Source organism: Streptomyces sp. NPDC052396, from assembly GCF_044593195.1.
Taxonomy (GTDB): Bacteria; Actinomycetota; Actinomycetes; order Streptomycetales; family Streptomycetaceae; genus Streptomyces.
In genome coordinates this window covers 161,790-177,291 of record NZ_JBIUAW010000010.1, presented here as the reverse complement: position 1 = coordinate 177,291, position 15,502 = coordinate 161,790, and the positions used below count along the sequence as shown (strand labels likewise).

Annotated in this window: 14 protein-coding genes and 1 pseudogene; 4 read left to right on the top strand and 11 right to left on the bottom strand. The window is 67.6% G+C overall.

Translation table 11 applies throughout. The features are described 5' to 3' along the window. Positions 1-108 precede the first annotated feature (108 nt). From ACIHFE_RS25470 to ACIHFE_RS25455, 4 genes are all read right to left on the bottom strand, one after another. Positions 109-600, bottom strand: a complete 492-nt coding sequence (locus ACIHFE_RS25470) for a hypothetical protein (protein WP_400109956.1) — start codon at positions 598-600, stop codon at positions 109-111. Between the two features lie 543 nt (positions 601-1,143). Further along, positions 1,144-2,535 carry a peptidoglycan-binding protein gene (locus tag ACIHFE_RS25465; RefSeq protein ID WP_400109954.1) on the bottom strand — a complete coding sequence of 464 codons (1,392 nt, stop codon included), beginning with the start codon at positions 2,533-2,535 and terminating at the stop codon, positions 1,144-1,146. Positions 2,536-2,610: 75 nt separating this feature from the next. Then, positions 2,611-2,916 (bottom strand): trypco2 family protein, encoded by a 306-nt coding sequence (locus ACIHFE_RS25460; protein ID WP_227728123.1) that lies wholly within the window; start codon positions 2,914-2,916, stop codon positions 2,611-2,613. Between the two features lie 504 nt (positions 2,917-3,420). Next, a complete protein-coding gene (locus ACIHFE_RS25455; protein ID WP_400109951.1) occupies positions 3,421-3,792 on the bottom strand; it encodes a peptidoglycan-binding protein in 372 nt (123 codons plus the stop codon). 261 nt (positions 3,793-4,053) lie between these two features. Here ACIHFE_RS25455 and ACIHFE_RS25450 point away from each other — a divergent pair, with 261 nt between their 5' ends. Next, positions 4,054-4,269, top strand: coding sequence for a hypothetical protein (locus ACIHFE_RS25450; RefSeq protein ID WP_400109949.1), 216 nt, complete (start codon positions 4,054-4,056; stop codon positions 4,267-4,269). 332 nt (positions 4,270-4,601) lie between these two features. Here ACIHFE_RS25450 and ACIHFE_RS25445 read toward each other — a convergent pair whose 3' ends face one another. The 7 genes from ACIHFE_RS25445 to ACIHFE_RS25415 form a co-directional block, all read right to left on the bottom strand. Continuing rightward, on the bottom strand, positions 4,602-5,777 hold the full coding sequence (locus tag ACIHFE_RS25445) for a 2OG-Fe(II) oxygenase (RefSeq protein ID WP_400109947.1): 1,176 nt from the start codon (positions 5,775-5,777) through the stop codon (positions 4,602-4,604). After that, positions 5,774-6,880: a radical SAM protein gene (locus ACIHFE_RS25440; RefSeq protein WP_400109945.1), complete on the bottom strand. Its 1,107-nt coding sequence runs from the start codon at positions 6,878-6,880 to the stop codon at positions 5,774-5,776. Before ACIHFE_RS25440 ends, ACIHFE_RS25445 begins: the two co-directional genes overlap by 4 nt. Before the next feature lie 22 nt (positions 6,881-6,902). Continuing rightward, on the bottom strand, positions 6,903-8,132 hold the full coding sequence (locus ACIHFE_RS25435) for a radical SAM protein (RefSeq protein ID WP_400109943.1): 1,230 nt from the start codon (positions 8,130-8,132) through the stop codon (positions 6,903-6,905). After that, positions 8,018-8,254 (bottom strand): hypothetical protein, encoded by a 237-nt coding sequence (locus ACIHFE_RS25430; protein WP_400110215.1) that lies wholly within the window; start codon positions 8,252-8,254, stop codon positions 8,018-8,020. The genes ACIHFE_RS25435 and ACIHFE_RS25430 overlap by 115 nt, the downstream gene beginning before the upstream one ends. A gap of 2 nt (positions 8,255-8,256) precedes the next feature. Continuing rightward, positions 8,257-8,574 carry a hypothetical protein gene (locus tag ACIHFE_RS25425; RefSeq protein ID WP_400109941.1) on the bottom strand — a complete coding sequence of 106 codons (318 nt, stop codon included), beginning with the start codon at positions 8,572-8,574 and terminating at the stop codon, positions 8,257-8,259. 793 nt (positions 8,575-9,367) lie between these two features. Beyond that, positions 9,368-10,711, bottom strand: coding sequence for an endonuclease domain-containing protein (locus tag ACIHFE_RS25420; protein ID WP_400109939.1), 1,344 nt, complete (start codon positions 10,709-10,711; stop codon positions 9,368-9,370). Between the two features lie 272 nt (positions 10,712-10,983). Beyond that, positions 10,984-11,196 carry a cold-shock protein gene (locus ACIHFE_RS25415; protein ID WP_400110205.1) on the bottom strand — a complete coding sequence of 71 codons (213 nt, stop codon included), beginning with the start codon at positions 11,194-11,196 and terminating at the stop codon, positions 10,984-10,986. Positions 11,197-11,770: 574 nt separating this feature from the next. On the opposite strand from ACIHFE_RS25415, the gene ACIHFE_RS25410 reads away from it, so the two are divergent. The 3 genes and pseudogenes from ACIHFE_RS25410 to ACIHFE_RS25400 all read left to right on the top strand — a co-directional run. After that, entirely contained in the window at positions 11,771-12,259 is a 489-nt protein-coding gene (locus ACIHFE_RS25410; protein WP_400109937.1) for a GNAT family N-acetyltransferase, read from the top strand. 526 nt (positions 12,260-12,785) lie between these two features. Further along, complete coding sequence (locus ACIHFE_RS25405; protein ID WP_023586116.1) at positions 12,786-12,989, top strand: cold-shock protein; 204 nt, start codon at positions 12,786-12,788, stop codon at positions 12,987-12,989. A 265-nt stretch (positions 12,990-13,254) separates the two neighbouring features. Continuing rightward, positions 13,255-14,738, top strand: a pseudogene (locus ACIHFE_RS25400) (DEAD/DEAH box helicase); the annotation flags it as partial. Positions 14,739-15,502: the final 764 nt, after the last annotated feature.

Genomic DNA, 15,502 nt, shown 5'->3' with positions numbered 1-15,502 from the left:
CGGCGAGCCGCTGCGTCGGCGGCGCGGCCGTTGCCGGTCACGACCGTGGTGGCCGCCGGGCGTGCTGGGCGCGACTCGGTCGCCCGGGTCGGGCGGGGCGGTGATCGGCTACATCAGGGTCGTCGCCGAGGCGACGACGCGGGCCCGGTCCGGTTGGCCGGGGTTGCCGTAGCGGACCTCGACGCGCGGGTGGGAGCGCAGGAACTCGGTGTCGACCAGGCGGACTTGGCCGGGGTGGTCGACCGTGCGCACGGCGATGTCCGTGTCGAGGAAGAAGCTGAACTCACCCGTCGCCGGGGCGTAGACGAAGAACTTGCCGCCATCGAAGTCCTGTTGGGCGACGTCCTTCGTCAGGACCAGGGACCAGAAGCCCACACAGTGGCCGGTGGGGCACATGAACTGGAAGTCGGCCCGCAGGCCGTCCAGTTCCATCCGGCGGAAGGGGTTGTCGTTGTCCGAGTTGACCGCGGCAGCCGGGGTGGTGGTCGCCGGGGCGGCCGTGTTCGGTGTGGCCGCCTGGGCCCCCTGGGTAAGGGGCAGGGCCAGGGCCGCGGTCACGGCGACGGTGGTGAGGGCGCGGAGAGCGGTTCTGCGTATCACTTCTCGGCTCCTGGATGAGTGATCAGGCTGATACGAGCAGTGATCATGTACTCGTGTTAACTCCCCGGCAACATCATGGCTTTAAAACCGGCCAACCTGTCACATGGGGCGACATCCAGCCATGCATCCGATCTGGTCCAGCTTGGAGATGTAATGCGACAGCGCTCTCCCGCTCCTGGAGTGTGGCGAGCGGCGAGGCCGGTGCCGATGTTGACGGGAACCCCGCGATGGGCTCAATTGCGCCGTTGCAGCCCGGGGTGAAGAGTCCTGTTCGGCGGCGGTGGCCCGGCTGCGGGGGATCCGGCGAGCCTGTCGTGGCAGGCGCGATACGTCGGCCCAGGGGGAGGCGGGGCCGATGTCGACTTGGCTGAGGAACCGTCAGATGCAGGCGTGTCGCTCCTGCCTACCGGGGGTGAGCTGGCTGACCGGGGCGACGTCCTTGCCGACCACCGTGCCGTGCACCTGCTCCAGCCGGATCAGCGCCGTCTGCAGGAACGCGGTGGTGAGGCGGCGAGCGGCCGGCGGGAGGAGCGGCAGGCGGTCTCACTCCCGGTCTCCGGGCGGCGTGATCGATGGGTTTCGGTCCGGTGCTGCCGTGCGTAGCAGGTGCCAGGTGGTTGCTCCGGTCAGCCCGTCGGCGGGCTGGCCGCTCTTCTGCTGCACTGCCATGACGGCCTGTCGGGTGTGCGCGCCGTACCAGCCGTCGACGTCGCCGGGGCCCAGCTGGTATCCGAGGCGCTTGAGCAGGCACTGGGCCTCGGCCACCTCCGCGCCGCGGGATCCCATGTCGAGGGCGGCGTCGCGGGTGTCGCTGATCCCCGCGTACCAGAGGGCGCCGTCGCGCCGGAAGCGGCAGGTGTACGGCGCCACGTCACCGACCCGGAAGGTGACCCAGCCGGTCCGTCGGTGGGTGGTGTTGTCGGTCACCCGTACCCGGTAGACGCCTTGCTGGTCGGTGCTGGAGCAGGGCCAGAACCATTTCAGCGATCCGTCGCCGTTGGCGGTCTCCTTGGTGATGACACCCGGTGGTGTTTTGCCGTCGGGGCCGATGATCTCGTCGGTGTAGTCGCCGCCTGGGGTGAAGCCGCTGGACCGGTTGGTCAGCACCTGACCGGTCCGGGTGCACGAGCCGGTGATGCGGAAGTGGAGCGGTGCGGGTCTGCTCTCCGGCCAGCCGATCGCCACCCCGGCGGCCAGCACCGCGCCCGAGGCGGCGACCGCCACCGTGCGGTTCCGCCAGGCCGGGGCCGCCGGCCGCAGCCGGGGACGCAGCCCCACGGCGCGCAGTGCGGCGAGCCCTGCCGCGTCCACCCGCTGCGCCCACCGGTCGGCGCGGCTGACGGTGAGGGTGCCAAGGCCCTCGGCCTGGTGGTGCGCGACGATGACGCCGATGATCCGTCTGTGCGCCCAGACCGCCGCGCCGGACATGCCCTGCCAGGGCACCTGCCGGTGGTCCGCGGCCGGTTCCGGTTGTTGAACGCGCAGTTCCAGGACGCCCTCGCGCTGCCCGGTGAGCAGGGCGACGGTGCCCATCGCGTGGAAGGAGTCCCGGTACGCGCCCCCGGGGTCCTTGCGGAGCTTGAACAGCGGGAAGCCGAGGGCGCTGCACGCCAGGCCCGCGTCGCGTTTGCGTACCGCGCCGAAGGCGGCGGGGCACAGGCGCCCGGCCGCCTCGGGTGTTTCGTGCAGCGCGAGGAGGGCGACGTCGATCTCCTCGCCGGACCAGGCGACTTCGGTGTCCGCGGCCCACCGGAGGGTTCCCGCCTCCTCGGAGCGGACCTGGACCCGGCGGGCCGCCGCCACGACATGGGCGGCGGTGAGGACGACGCCGGGACGCACGAGATACCCGGAACCGCGCCGGTCGCCGCCGTCCTCGCGGGTGACGATCACTTCCACGGCCTGCTTCCACTGCAGGCCCCTCATTGGCCAGGGCATGGGTGGCTCCTCGCGATGCGAATGCTGAGCGGGCCACCTGCCGTGCGCCGCGCGGTGTTTGACGCCGCTCGGTGCTCAGCGCTCGCCGGGCAGCCCCGCGCCGGAGATCAACGGCGACTGGCCGGGCCGGTCGGTGCTGCGGGGAACCAGCTCGAGCGTGATCCGCTGGGTGGTGTTCGAGGACCTCTTCGCCTCGGCGCCCAACTCCACGACCCAGAAGCGGACTTTCGCTCCTGGCGCGGCCTCCTTGTCCACCGCGACGGTCAGTTCGAGTTCGACGCGGCCCACCTCGAACCGGAGGTCCGTGTCCTGTCCGGCGTGCATCGCCTCGGTCAGTTCCGTACGCAGTTGTCCGATCAACTCCGCAAGCGCGATCGGCATGGTCGACCCCCTTACTCGGTTGCGCATTATGGCAGTCGACAAGGGAGAAGGTCACTGCAACTTCCCGTAATTCGCTCGGACTTGGGGACGGACCGAGGCGAGGCGGGCCGCCTCGCCGGAGAGGACGGGTTGCCGTGTGCGCGCCGCCTCGCCTCCAGGCGCCCACCTACGGGCTTATGCGTAGGCGTAGTTGTGTGTTCTTGCACGCAACATCAGCCTTCGCCTGGTCGATCTCGGCCCCGCTAGGGGCCGGTTCGGTGGGGGAGGCAAGCTTGTCGGCAGCATGGACGGGACCGGCTACCCGGAACCCGTGCACGGCCGTGCAGGTGGACCACCGGGCGAATGCCTCCGTGACGCGCCGGTCGGCCATGGACGCCGCAAAGCTCTCCTGCTTGATCCGCGCCATCAGACCACTGGGCGCGGAATCCGGCCCCTAGGGGCCGGAAGTGTCACCGCGGATCAGGCGGTGTAGACCGCCGCTCCAACGCAGATGCCGTACTTGGTCTACCACTCGACGCCGGCTCGCAGGGCCGCCCAGGTTTTGTGGTCCACGATTCCGGTGGAGGGGAGCCCGGCGTGCTGTTGGATCACCTCCACCGCGTGGATGGTCGTAGGGCCGTAGATACCGTCCATGGTGAGAAGTGGGAGGTAGCTGGTGTTGGTGTTGATCAGGCACTGCGCTTCGAGCACCCGCCCGTCGTTGTAGGTCTTTCCGGGCTTCACTGGTTCGTCGCCGGAGTAGAAGTTGCAGGTGGAGGAGGGGGTGACTGCCGCAGCGGGTATGGGGGCCGGTGCGGCGGCCGACGGTGTACCGGCGACTCCACCGAGGAGAAGCAGCAGGGTCAGGGGCAGCAGGGCGCGTCGGTGTGAGGCCATGATCCGACTCCTCGGGTACGAGTGGTGATGAGAGACGTGCATAGGGCATGGCGGCCCCGACACGGAGGTGGCCGGTGCCGGGGCCGAAAGCACGGTTGGCCTTCGGCCCCGGCACCGATCGCTCACTTGTGGCAGTTGAAGTCGTTCCATCACCAGTTGTCGAGAGCGGCCCAGATCTTGGGACCGATGATGCCGTCAGCGGTGACGCGCCGGTCCAGGACGCTGTTGAGCCGGCACTGGGCCTGCTTCACGGCGAGGCCGGTGTCGCGGGAGCCGAGCACGGTCCTGTGGCGCGGGATATACGTCAGCGATGGCCTGATCGGTTCGGCGCAGCTGAAACAGCGCGGCGAGGCGGAACCCGAGGCCCGCTGGGGCCTGCGCCCGCCGCACGAGCTGGACACCTCGGAGCTGTACCTCACGGAACCGATGGACCTCAGCGAGATCCTGACGGCCCCCGGAGAACCGACGGCGGACTGAGCCATCGTTTCTGGGCCTACTGGGCCTACTGGGCCTAAGGCCGACCGGGCCGGCGGAGCTCGCAGCGGCGGTGCCGGTGGGTTGAGGCTTCGAGCACCTCCCTTAACGGCACCGGAGCATCGTGCGTTGCGGACACCACCGCTCTCACCCGATCAGTAGCCACGCTGAAACAGCTCAGCGGTTCCGCCAACACGCCACAGCCAACCTTGCACGAGCTCATTACCAGGCCGGGCGCAGGCCGCGCGTGACGCCCCGGGTCCCGCCAGGGCATCCATGGGCGCCATGGACAAGACGCGCGAACTCCTCACCGAGGGCGAGGTGAACGAGTGCTTTCACTGCGCAAAGGTCGACCGCAGGTCCCGTGCCGCGCTCTCGGGGACGAAAGCGTCGAAGAGTTCGAGGCGCGCCAGGAGTTCTTCGATCTCGCCGGGGGAAAGCGCCACCTCCGGCACCTGTTCACGGAGACTTGCCCACGCGAGCAGGAAGACGGTGGTGGCGAGGCCCGCCTCCATGTCGATGGGCTTCCCGCCGCCCAGCAGCTTTGCCCTGAGCACGCCCCCGGGACGAAGGCGATCACTGCTGCGGTCGAGCACAGAGTAGAGGTACACGAGTTCCTCGGCACGCGGGCCGATGGCTTCGCGCAGTGTGTCGCGGTCCTTGAGGGAGAGGAGGGCGGTTCCCGTGCCACGCGGCCCGTAAAGACCGTGGAAGAGGCCGGCAGCACACACGTCGGGGCCGCACCCCCAGTCCCGTAGGACCTCGTAGGTGCCGACGAGGTGGCTGGACAGCGACCGTTTGCGCGCCGCCCAGCCCGACCGTGCATGACGACTGGCATGGGGCACTTCATGGGCGCCCAGCTGCTCCAGGACCTGGAGCAGGCCGGTTGGAACGGACTCCGGCGAGGGGCGCTGCAACGGTTCGTACGAGCCGGTGGGCGCTGCCCAGTACGACAGGACGAGGCTGTACCGAACTCCGCCCTGTACAGGCAGCACTGAGTGGTAGGAACGACGGGACAGTTCCATGAATACTGCTCGATCATGCCGGTGCGGAATGACGACGTCGTTGCCGGAAGAGGGTTCCGACCCCTGCAGGACCAGCTCTCCTCCCGTCACCGGCGCCGCAGAAGACGCGAGCGTGATGACGACGCGATGGGTTTCTGTGAGTCCATGGGGAACATCGGTGTGCGTGCGCACGTAGTGACCCGGTGCATGTTTGTGCGCGCCCACCTCGATGCGCCGACGTTCGATCGCCCGGCCGAACACCTGCTCCGCCTGTTCGGCGATACGCAGAAGCAGCGTGCCCATGCTCCCGTCGTCGGAGGAGAGCAGGTCCACGAGGTTGCCGCAGCGGTACTGCTCGTACAGAGGGCTCTGCTCGACCAGCCACAAGGCGTCTCTTTCGAGCCACCCGAGTACACGGTTAGCGGTGGATTCGCCTAGGAGCCCCTCAACGGTAGCGTGGGGGTACGGTTCGTTCACCGTGGCGGCCAACCGGACATGCAGGGTCATACGACCGCCTCCACCACGGGGTGCGCGCGGACGTGACGGATGAAGTCGGCCTGCCCGCAGCATGCCGTGAGCGGCTCGGGGTCGTGACGCGCCGACATATACATCTCCATGGGGCACCCGCCTCGGCAGACGCTCACCTCCGGGCACTGCTGCAGTTCGCCCTCCTCGCGGGCACGTGCTGCCACGACGGCGTTCATGTTCGGGCTCTGCCGGATGGCCGAGAAGTCCTGCCGCATGATGTTCCCCCACCGATACTGGGGGTCTCCGACCAGGTAGCAGCAGTGGTTGACGTCGCCGTTCGGCTCGACTGTATAGAGATTGCCGAAGCAGTCTCCCCCGTATGTGCAAGGCAGCGACCCGCCCTTGACACGTGCCAGTCGATCCAGGACCGTGGCGATCTCCCGGATCTCGATGCGATGGTCGTTGTACGTACGCCATCGGTCGTACAGACCAATCAGGAATTCGGTGCGTTCCTGGGTCGTGATGTAGTGGTCCACCGTCGTTCCAGATGCCGCGTCGGGCTGTGGGTCGGGCATCGCGAAATTGATGCCGTAGTTGTGGATGCCGACCTCGACCATGAAGTCGAAGAGTGCCACCGGACCAAGGGCCAGCGTCCGCCGGTCGACCACCGAGATGACCCCAACGCCCAGCTCCTCGGACCGGAGCACCTCATAGCCGCGCAGGACGCGTTCCAGGGTCGGCCGCCCGGCCGCGTCCACCCGAGACGCGTCGTGGACTTCTCGCGGCCCGTCTACGCTGATCCCTACCTGCCACCGGTACTGCCGGAAGAACTCCACCCACCTCTTGGTGATATGGGAGGCGTTCGTGTGGATCGCGTTGACGATCGGCTGTCCGGGGCGGCGAAAGCGGGCTTGTACCGCCATCACCTTTTCGAAGTACTGCACAGGAATCAGCGTCGGCTCACCGCCGTGCCACAGGAACTCCACCGCGTCGTGCTCAGGATCCCTGAGTGCCGCGGCCGTCATACGGGCCGCCACACCGAACGGCATTCTCTGGTCCGGACCGGACCGCCAGTCGTAGCAGTAAGAACATCGCAGGTTGCAAAGACGGGTCACTTTGACGATGAGACCGACATTGCGCATTCCCACTGTCTCCTTGGAGGGGTCAGATCTGTGCCATCGCGGGCGTGGTCCGCCCGGACGGCGGATTCTCGCGGATGTGCGCGATGAGCGGTCGCAGGCCACAGCAGCCGTCATGGTGGCCCGCGTAATGGCGGTGCGACGTGTGCCGGATGTGAGGGCACCAGCCGTGGCACACCGAGAACTCGTCGCACGAACGCATCCCATCGCGTTCCTTTGCGTGGGCCGCAGTTCGCTCCTGGAGATTCACGTTCTGTCGGATGGCGGAGAAGCTGTCCGTAGTGATGTTTCCCCAGCGGTACCGGGGGTCTGCGCCGAAGTAGTCGCAGTGGTACACGTCCCCGTTCGGCTCGATGCGGAAGACGATTCCGAAGCACCGGCCGGCGAGTGTGCACGGCGACGGCCGCGTACCGTGCAATGAATCGATGAGAGCAGCCAATTCCCGGATGTGGATTTCCGCGCCGTCCCGCTTTCGCCAGCAGTCGTAAAGTTTCATCAGGAACCCGGCCGATTGATCGGGGTCGACGTAGTGCCGCCCGTCCCCATTCCCGACGTTGTCGGCCAGCGCATCCGGCATCACGAAGTTGAGACCGACGGCGCGGATCTCGTGCTCGTCGAGAAAGTCGAGCAGCGCAGCCGGCCCGGCTTGCAGGGCGGCCCTGTCCACCACGACGCCGACCCCCGGCTCGATGCCGTGATCACGCAGCTCTCGCAGGCCGTCGAGCGTACGCGCAAGGGTGGGGCGGCCGGCCCGGTCGATCCTGTAGCGATCGTGGATGGCAGCCGGTCCATCAATGCTGATGCCCACGTCGATGTGGTGGTCGGCGAAGAATCGGGCCCACTCCGGCGTGACGCGGGTGGCATTGGTTTGGATCGCGTTCCGGATCAGCTGGTCGGGCCTCCGGAACCTCTCCTGAAGGTGCAGCGCTTTCTTGAAGAAAGAGAGCGGAAGGACCGTCGGTTCGCCTCCATGCCAGTCGAATCCGACGGTCCGGTGGTCCGGCTGGCCGAGTGTGCGGGCCACGAGTCGAGCCAGGGTCCGGAAGGACATCGTGTGGCCCTCTCCGGCACGCCAATCGTAACAGTAGGTACAGCGCAGGTTACATAGCCGCGTGGCTTTGACGATAAGCTCGACGTCGGTCACTCCGACCGCCGGAACTCCGACTCGAGTTCCGTCACAAAAGTTTCTTCGTCGTCGTCGAGTGCGTCGAAGTTTCTCACACGGATATGGTCGTGCGGGTCGGCGTGGCGCCATACGAGATCGACGAGCATTCCCTGTTCCTTCTCAGAGAGCTCCGTGTTTCCCCACTTGACCATTTTGGCCGCAAGCGTCATCGCAGTCTCTCGGTCGGGAACCATGTTCCGAACCGCCTCCATCTCTATCTCGGTGGTCGTGGTCGTTGAATGAAGCGCACCCATACTGGACCTTGCTTGATATAGATCCTGCGCTCCTTGCCGTGCTGCTCGAATCGGAACCGGCCCACAATGGTCTCCAGAGGCACCTCGATGGTGAAGTCATTGAATTCGAATCCGCGTCGTTCGACGGTCGGGGTGCCGGCCTGAATGTCCTCGGGAGGGGTCAGGACCGCCTGCAGGAGCATCTTCTCCTTCTCATCCAGCCCCTCCCCCCAGGTCTGGAGCTTTCGCATGAATGCTTCCACCTCGTCGGCCGAGATACGGGTGGGATCCTCATCCATGACGGGCCTCTCTGCAGTGATTCTGATCCGACAGACAGCCCTTCACATCTTTCAGCGCTGAGGGATCCCACCGCCGGAGGCGCGCCATAGGAATAGGGCGAACGGGTTCAACCCGAAGAGTCCGCCGCGGTCGCACGAGGGAGTAGTGCGAGGGTCTGCCCCTACAATCTGCCAGCCATGCGCAGTACCGCGCCGGTGGTGTATGACGCTCGTTACGTCGGCAACCACACCCGATCCCACCCCATCTGCCGCAGCTCCCCGAGCAGGACCTGCGCACCCAGATCGCCAAGGGCGTCCTCAGCACGCTGCTGCGCCCGCTGTACGGCGACTTCGGCGAGCGCGATACCCGCGTCGCCCCGGAGCTGGGCCACTGCATGTGCACCTGGATCATCGACACGCTCGACTGGGATGGGCCCGAAGGCTCCCGGGCCGGGTCACCAGACCCGCGCAGTGGTGAAGGGCGCCTCAGAGGCGGACAAGCGGGGCGGAGTGATGCTGGGCTATCTGTTCACCCGCTACCCGGAGGTCGCCCGCCGGCAGGGATAAGATGATCTCGGATGTTAGCCAACACCGTGGATGCCCAGTTCTTCGGTGCGGTGGGCATAGTGGCGGGTGTGGTGTAACGCAGTGGACATCCGGTAGCCGCGCTTACGCCCCGCTTGGTATGTCACTCAACTCCATTGACCTGCAGAGTTTTCGACTCGTCAGTACCAAGGACGTAATGTGACGCCCCGTCACCATGGGATTTCCAGCACACTTCCTGGGTGGGCTGCGGATTGACGTTGGTGTCGGGTCAGAACAGCGCCAGGCCCTCGCCGGTGGTGTCCGCGATGACTGGCCGGGGCCGGGCGGGGAGGTCGTCCAGGCGGTCGGGGCCGGCCGCGGCGGCCACGGCAGGGGCTGTCTCGGCCAGCCAGGTGCGGAACTGCCCGGCGGCTTCGCGGTAGGGGACTTGAGCCAGGACACGGTGCTCGCCGGAGGGGCAGAAGTCGACGGCGACAGTGAGCAGGCAGGAACGCGGCGCGTTCTGGCTGCCCGTCCAGGACACGCGCAGCACACCGCAGGGTTCGCGCCCTCGGGAGGCGCGGTGGGTCGGGCGCAGCGACCGGCAGGCTATGTATGCGGTCCATGCGGCGAGGTGTGGCAGCGGCAGGGTGGTGCGGGCGCGGCAGCCGGGGCAGCGGTGCCAGTGGCGCAGCCAGTGGTCGGTGTGGGTGTGGAAGAGGTGCCGGTAGTGGCTGGCCACGCGGATGTCGTTGCTGTACAGGTGGTCGGGCCGTTCTTGCGTGTTGCAGGAGTGGCAGACGGGGGCGCGGACGTAGCCGTGTTCGTGGCAGTGGTCGAGCACGGTAGCGGGTGCGGTGCGGCAGACGGCGCACGTCCACTGGGCCACCTTGCGGGAGAAGCCGGGTTTCCTGCTGAGCACCGAGTACAACTGGCCTCCCAGCTCCCCGTTGTACGGGCGCAGTGGGGCGGCCGGGCCCTCGGGGCCCGCCGTCTGCCGGCTGTCGGCAGCTCGGGCCTGCCGGTGGTGACAGGGCTGCTCGGTGACGACTGCAGTTGCCTGGCGGGTTCGTGCGGCGTGCAGCCACTGCGTTTCGGCGTGCTCGGCCGCGTCCAGCAGCCTGACCACGGCGCGCGGCAGCCACCACGTCCGCACCGCCCCCTCGCGGGTCTGCTCCACGAGTACCCGCCGCCAGTCGATCCCCGCCAGATGGCAGGGGCGGCTGTCGTCACGCGGTGCTGCCCGCCCGGGGTCGCCCGGCTCCTGCACTTGCCGCGTGACGCGCCGGCGCCAGTGCAGCAGCACCCCCTCGTCGCGTGCCTGCTGCGGTGTGCTGCGGAACGGACCGATGCGGACCAGGTCCTGGTAGTGCATCTCCACAGCGTTCAGTCCGGCTGCCGCCCGGCGCACCTCACTCTCCGGAACGCTCCACCGGCCGTCGCTTGCCTTCACCATCGTCACCACATGGCTGCCGAGCAGGATGTACCCCGCCCGGGCATCGGCAGGAGGGCAGGTGAACACCCCAGAAGCCGTCGGCACAGCACTGTCAGCCGTCAAATCGGCCCACAGAACGTTCGCAATGTCCAGAGAGATCAGGTCACCCGTGCGACCCAGGACGGCACGTTCTGACATGCCACCAGGCTATCGTCCCCGCCGAGCGGTAGCGCTCGGAAGCTGTTGCCGGGTGGGTAGACCGACCGGCATTCCAGGCCAGTGGCGAACGGTGTGCTACCCGACGTCGGAAGCCGTCGGCTGACCCGGAGCAGGGCAGCGCCTTGGCCGGTGTCCTGTGCCAACGATTTGATCGCGTGCCATCGATGTTTGAACGCACTGCCGGGGTTGCCAGCTGGTGCGTGCCATCGCGCCCAAGAGGAAGTCTCGGGCGCGATGGCACGATGCGAGGGCTATTCGGGGCGGACCTGTGCGGCCTGCATGCCCTTCTGGCCTCGTTCGGCGACGAAGGAGACCCTCTGCCCCTCCGTGAGGCTCTTGAAGCCTTCGGCCTCGATGGCCCTGAAGTGGACGAACAGGTCGTCACCCCCACCGTCAGGGGTGATGAAGCCGAACCCCTTCTCCTCGTTGAACCACTTCACGGTGCCGGTCTGTCGGTTGCCCACGCTTCCGCCAATCTCTCTGAGGGTGGTAGTCAACCCCCATCGCACCACCCTTGCCACTCCGACGTAGAGAGATCGGGCCGCGGCCCTCGGCAGTGCCGTCGCCTCAACCGTGGCGGCGACCGGCAGGCCAACGCCGTCCTGCACCGGATCGTGCACACTCGCCTGCGCTTCTACCCGCGCACCCAGGACTACTACGAACGCCGCATCAAAGAGGGCAAGACCCGCAACCGAGGTCGTCCGGTGCCTCAAACGCTACGCAGCCCGGGAGGTCTTCCACCTGGTCAGACCCGCACAGTCATGCCCCCCGTCATAGGGGCAGTGTGACAGCGGAGTTCGACGAGAAGCCCCCAAAGCGCGGGCTGGCGAGGCTTCCGAGCGGGTGGTGTCTCGCCTGGTGTCGGGTCCTCCGCAGCGGTTCGGGCGTCCAGCTGCTGCTGGCGGGCGACCTGTTCCGGCGGCAGTGACGTGGTCGGTCGGGGTCTGGGCGAGCGGTACCCGGGAGCAGTGCGGGAACGCCTGCCCGAGCAGCAGACCCGCCGCATGAAGGCACTCTCCGGTGCGAAATACTCTCCCGATGACCTCACGCACGTCCCCGACCAACCGGCCGGTCACCATACGGAGGGCCGTCGCGCGGGATGCCAAACGGCTCACGCGGCTCGTGCGTGGCTCAGGCGCCTACGAGGGCAAGTACGCAGCCGCAGTCGCAGGCTACCGAGTCGGCCCTGATTACATCGAGGCCCACCGCGCCTTTGTAGCCGTCGGCGCCGACGAGCACGCAGACCGGGTCCTCGGGTTCTACTCGCTCGTCCTCGCTCCACCGGAGCTCGACCTGCTGTTCGTCGCCGACGAAGCACAAGGACGGGGCATCGGACGACTGCTCGTCGCGCACATGCAGTCCGAGGCCCGTGCCGCCGGGCTCGACCGCGTCAAGGTCGTGTCGCATTGTCCCGCCGCGGACTTCTACCGCCGCACCGGTGCAGTGCGGACCGGGACCGCGCTCGCGAACCCGCCCGCCGTGCCGTGGGACCGCCCCGAATTCGAGTTCCACATTCCTTCGGAATGACGCGGTGTGCCGGTTCGCAGGGCACCGGCTTCGCCCGCATGGCGCGCTCCGTGTGTGCCGTCGTCTCTGCCCTGGCGGGGGACCACCTGCGTCGGCGGCTCTCCCCCGCATCAGGAGCGAGGCGAGGGTGCTGCTGGACGCCTTTTGAAGGCGCCTTACGGACAGCCGTGTACGTCGTCGCCCCCCTGGCGGTCAGGGTTGCACCTTGTGAGACCGCTCTTCCTGAAACGCGGCACTCCGAGTGGGTCAATATCTGTGCTTGCGAAGTGAGGCTTTGGCGGACCGCGTGGTGAGAGTTTTTGTCGCGCTGAGCGGAGCGGAATTACGTAATGCACGCGGGACGTTCCGGTGTGCTACTGTCGATCTCGGTTGCAGTTGTGGTTCCCAAAACTTCAAGTGCCCCACCGGGTTCTGTCGGTTGGAGGCACTTCTGAATTTCCGGTCATTTCCGGACGGGGTAATCATTGCGGCGACACGGCGTTCGCGCAGTGCGGATCCCGATGTACTGCCCCGAAGGAGATATGACATGGCTGCTGGCACCGTGAAGTGGTTCAATGCGGAAAAGGGCTTCGGCTTCATCGAGCAGGACGGTGGCGGCGCCGACGTGTTCGCCCACTACTCGAACATTGCCGCGCAGGGCTTCCGTGAGCTCCTCGAAGGCCAGAAGGTAACCTTCGACATCGCGCAGGGCCAGAAGGGCCCGACGGCCGAGAACATCGTTCCGGCCTGACGCTGACGCACATTTTGTAGCTGGGGCCCGCATCCTTCGGGGTGCGGGCCCCAGCTGCACGCATCTCCCGCAGTGATTTCACCTGCGGGCGACTCGGGGGAATCGGCAGTCTCGTCCCCGTCGCGTCACTCATTTCAGTACCTGTGCCCCGGATATTTCCGGCGGAAGTCTGTTTTCTTTTACTACCGGTCCATACCTGTAATCCTCCATGCCGCTCATTGCTGCGGGAATTCCTTGATATGCGCCACATCGAGGAAGGTTCCGCATGAACCGCACACGCACGAACGACCGCTCCCGTCACGGCAGTGCCGACGCCGGAAAGGGTGGCAGTCGCATGGGCTCGCAGGCATCGCGCCGTTCCGGCGGCCCCGCCCGTTCCGGCGGTTACGCCCGCCGGCCAGCCGCAGCGCAAGGTGAGTTCGCGCTGCCCAGGACGATCACCCCCGCGCTGCCTCCCCCCCGTTGCGGGCTTCGCTGATCTCGATATGCCCGAGCACCTGCTGACCGAACTCGGCAAGCAGGGTGTGACCGCACTGTTCCCGATCCAGGGAGCGACGCTGCCGAACTCCCTGGCGGGCTGTGACGTACTGGGCCGCGGGCGCACCGGTTCCGGCAAGACCCTCGCCTTCGGCCTCGCCCTGCTCGCCCGTACCGCTGGGCAGCGTGCTGAACCCCGCCAGCCGCTGGGGCTGATCCTCGTACCGACGCGTGAGCTGGCGCGGCAGGTGACCGACGCGCTCACACCGTACGCCCGTTCCGTCAGGCTGCGGCTGGCAACGGTGGTGGGCGGCATGCCGATCGGCCGGCAGGCCGGCGCGCTGCGCGGCGGGGCCGAGGTCGTCGTCGCGACGCCCGGGCGGCTCAGGGACCTCATCGACCGTGGCGACTGCAGGCTGAACCACGTGGGCATCACGGTGCTGGACGAGGCCGACCAGATGGCCGACATGGGTTTCATGCCGCAGGTCACCGCGTTGCTCGACCAGGTGCGTCCGGAGGGGCAGCGGATGCTGTTCTCCGCCACCTTGGACCGTAACGTCGACCTGCTGGTTCGCCGCTATATGACCGACCCCGTCGTGCATTCGGTCGACCCGTCGGCCGGTACGGTCACGACGATGGAGCACCACGTCCTGCACGTCCATGGCGCAGACAAGCCGCCGCCACGACCGAGATCGCCGCCCGCGACGGCCGCGTGATCATGTTCCTGGACACCAAGCACGCCGTCGACCGGCTGACCCAGGACCTGCTCAACAGCGGGGTACGCGCCGCCGCGCCGCATGGCGGCAAGCCGCAGCCGCAACGCACCCGCACACTGGCGCAGTTCAAGGCGGGGCACGTCACCGTGCTGGTGGCAACCAATGTCGCGGCGCGCGGCATCCACGTCGACAACCTCGCCTGGTCGTCAACGTCGATCCTCCGACCTACCACAAGGACTACCTCCACCGCAGCGGCCGTACCGCCCGCGCCGGCGAGTCCAACAGCATCATCACGCTCGTCACACCAAACCAGCGCCGCAACATGGTCCGCCTCATGTCAGACGCCGGAATCAGGCCCCAGACCACCCAGATCCGCTCGGAAGACGAGGCCCTGAGCCGGATCACCGGCGCCCAAGCCCCGTCCAACATCCCGGTCGTCATCACCACACCGGTGGTCGAAGGCCCCAAGCGCAGCGCCTCCTCCCGAGGCCGACGCCGCCCTTCCTCGGCGACCCGGCGCGCCCCCGTACGCCGGCCCGTCCTCGACACGGTGGCCCAGAACCTTCGTGATCGCGGATCGCGGCACCCGCGTGCACACTTCCACGAGCTGCTCGATCATCCCGGGATCGTCGAGGGCGGCGCCGACCCTCGTGCCGCGCCCGTCAACGGCCCCGCCTGCGGGGCGTCACGGCTGGAAGCGTCCGTCCCGGTCGGTGGTGTCCTTCAAGAGACGCGGTCTTGGCCGGTGCCCGCCGACGGCAGCCGCGGCGCGGTCGGCGACGCCACGCTCAGCCCGACGTGCTGCGCGGCGGTGGGTCACTGTGAGCGCCGGACTGGGCCTCGGAGCTGCTTGAACCACCCATGGACCGGTCGAGGCGGATTACCTTGTCTTCGAGCATGCGGAAATCTATGCCAGCCGGAGTAGAAATGTGGTGGCGGTGTGGTTATGGTTTCTCTCGTAGCCGAGATCGGGCGAGGCTCGGCAGAAATGAACTGCCGGGCAGCAGTACCGCAGTTGCAGTTCGCAGGACGGTGCGGTGGTGGAGTTCCGAAGCCAGAGCGGTTGCAGGACGGCGACGGGACTGACGACCGGACCGGGTGGCCCGCAGTGATCAGGGGCCGCCATGAGCAGTGCCGCAGTGGCAGTACCCGTAAGTGCAAGTTCGCAGTACCCAGCAGTGAAGTCAGCGAGCGGTACCTCGGTGAAGGCGTCGGCTGCGGGCGCGCGCACCGGGAGGTTCGGCAGTGGGGTTCCAAGCCGGAGCAGACGCAGGACAGGCGACGGGGCTGGCTGCCGAAGGTGGCGCTGTTCGAGGCCGC

What these genes read in the sequence shown, in the direction of transcription:
- ACIHFE_RS25430 (WP_400110215.1), bottom strand. Translation starts at nt 8,254, where the DNA reads ATGGAGGCGGTTCGGAACATGGTTCCCGACCGAGAGACTGCGATGACG.
- ACIHFE_RS25420 (WP_400109939.1), bottom strand. Translation starts at nt 10,711, where the DNA reads ATGTCAGAACGTGCCGTCCTGGGTCGCACGGGTGACCTGATCTCTCTG.
- ACIHFE_RS25435 (WP_400109943.1), bottom strand. Translation starts at nt 8,132, where the DNA reads ATGGCGCCACGCCGACCCGCACGACCATATCCGTGTGAGAAACTTCGA.
- ACIHFE_RS25410 (WP_400109937.1), top strand. Translation starts at nt 11,771, where the DNA reads ATGACCTCACGCACGTCCCCGACCAACCGGCCGGTCACCATACGGAGG.
- ACIHFE_RS25405 (WP_023586116.1), top strand. Translation starts at nt 12,786, where the DNA reads ATGGCTGCTGGCACCGTGAAGTGGTTCAATGCGGAAAAGGGCTTCGGC.
- ACIHFE_RS25440 (WP_400109945.1), bottom strand. Translation starts at nt 6,880, where the DNA reads ATGCGCAATGTCGGTCTCATCGTCAAAGTGACCCGTCTTTGCAACCTG.
- ACIHFE_RS25455 (WP_400109951.1), bottom strand. Translation starts at nt 3,792, where the DNA reads ATGGCCTCACACCGACGCGCCCTGCTGCCCCTGACCCTGCTGCTTCTC.
- ACIHFE_RS25445 (WP_400109947.1), bottom strand. Translation starts at nt 5,777, where the DNA reads ATGACCCTGCATGTCCGGTTGGCCGCCACGGTGAACGAACCGTACCCC.
- ACIHFE_RS25425 (WP_400109941.1), bottom strand. Translation starts at nt 8,574, where the DNA reads ATGGATGAGGATCCCACCCGTATCTCGGCCGACGAGGTGGAAGCATTC.
- ACIHFE_RS25460 (WP_227728123.1), bottom strand. Translation starts at nt 2,916, where the DNA reads ATGCCGATCGCGCTTGCGGAGTTGATCGGACAACTGCGTACGGAACTG.
- ACIHFE_RS25465 (WP_400109954.1), bottom strand. Translation starts at nt 2,535, where the DNA reads ATGCCCTGGCCAATGAGGGGCCTGCAGTGGAAGCAGGCCGTGGAAGTG.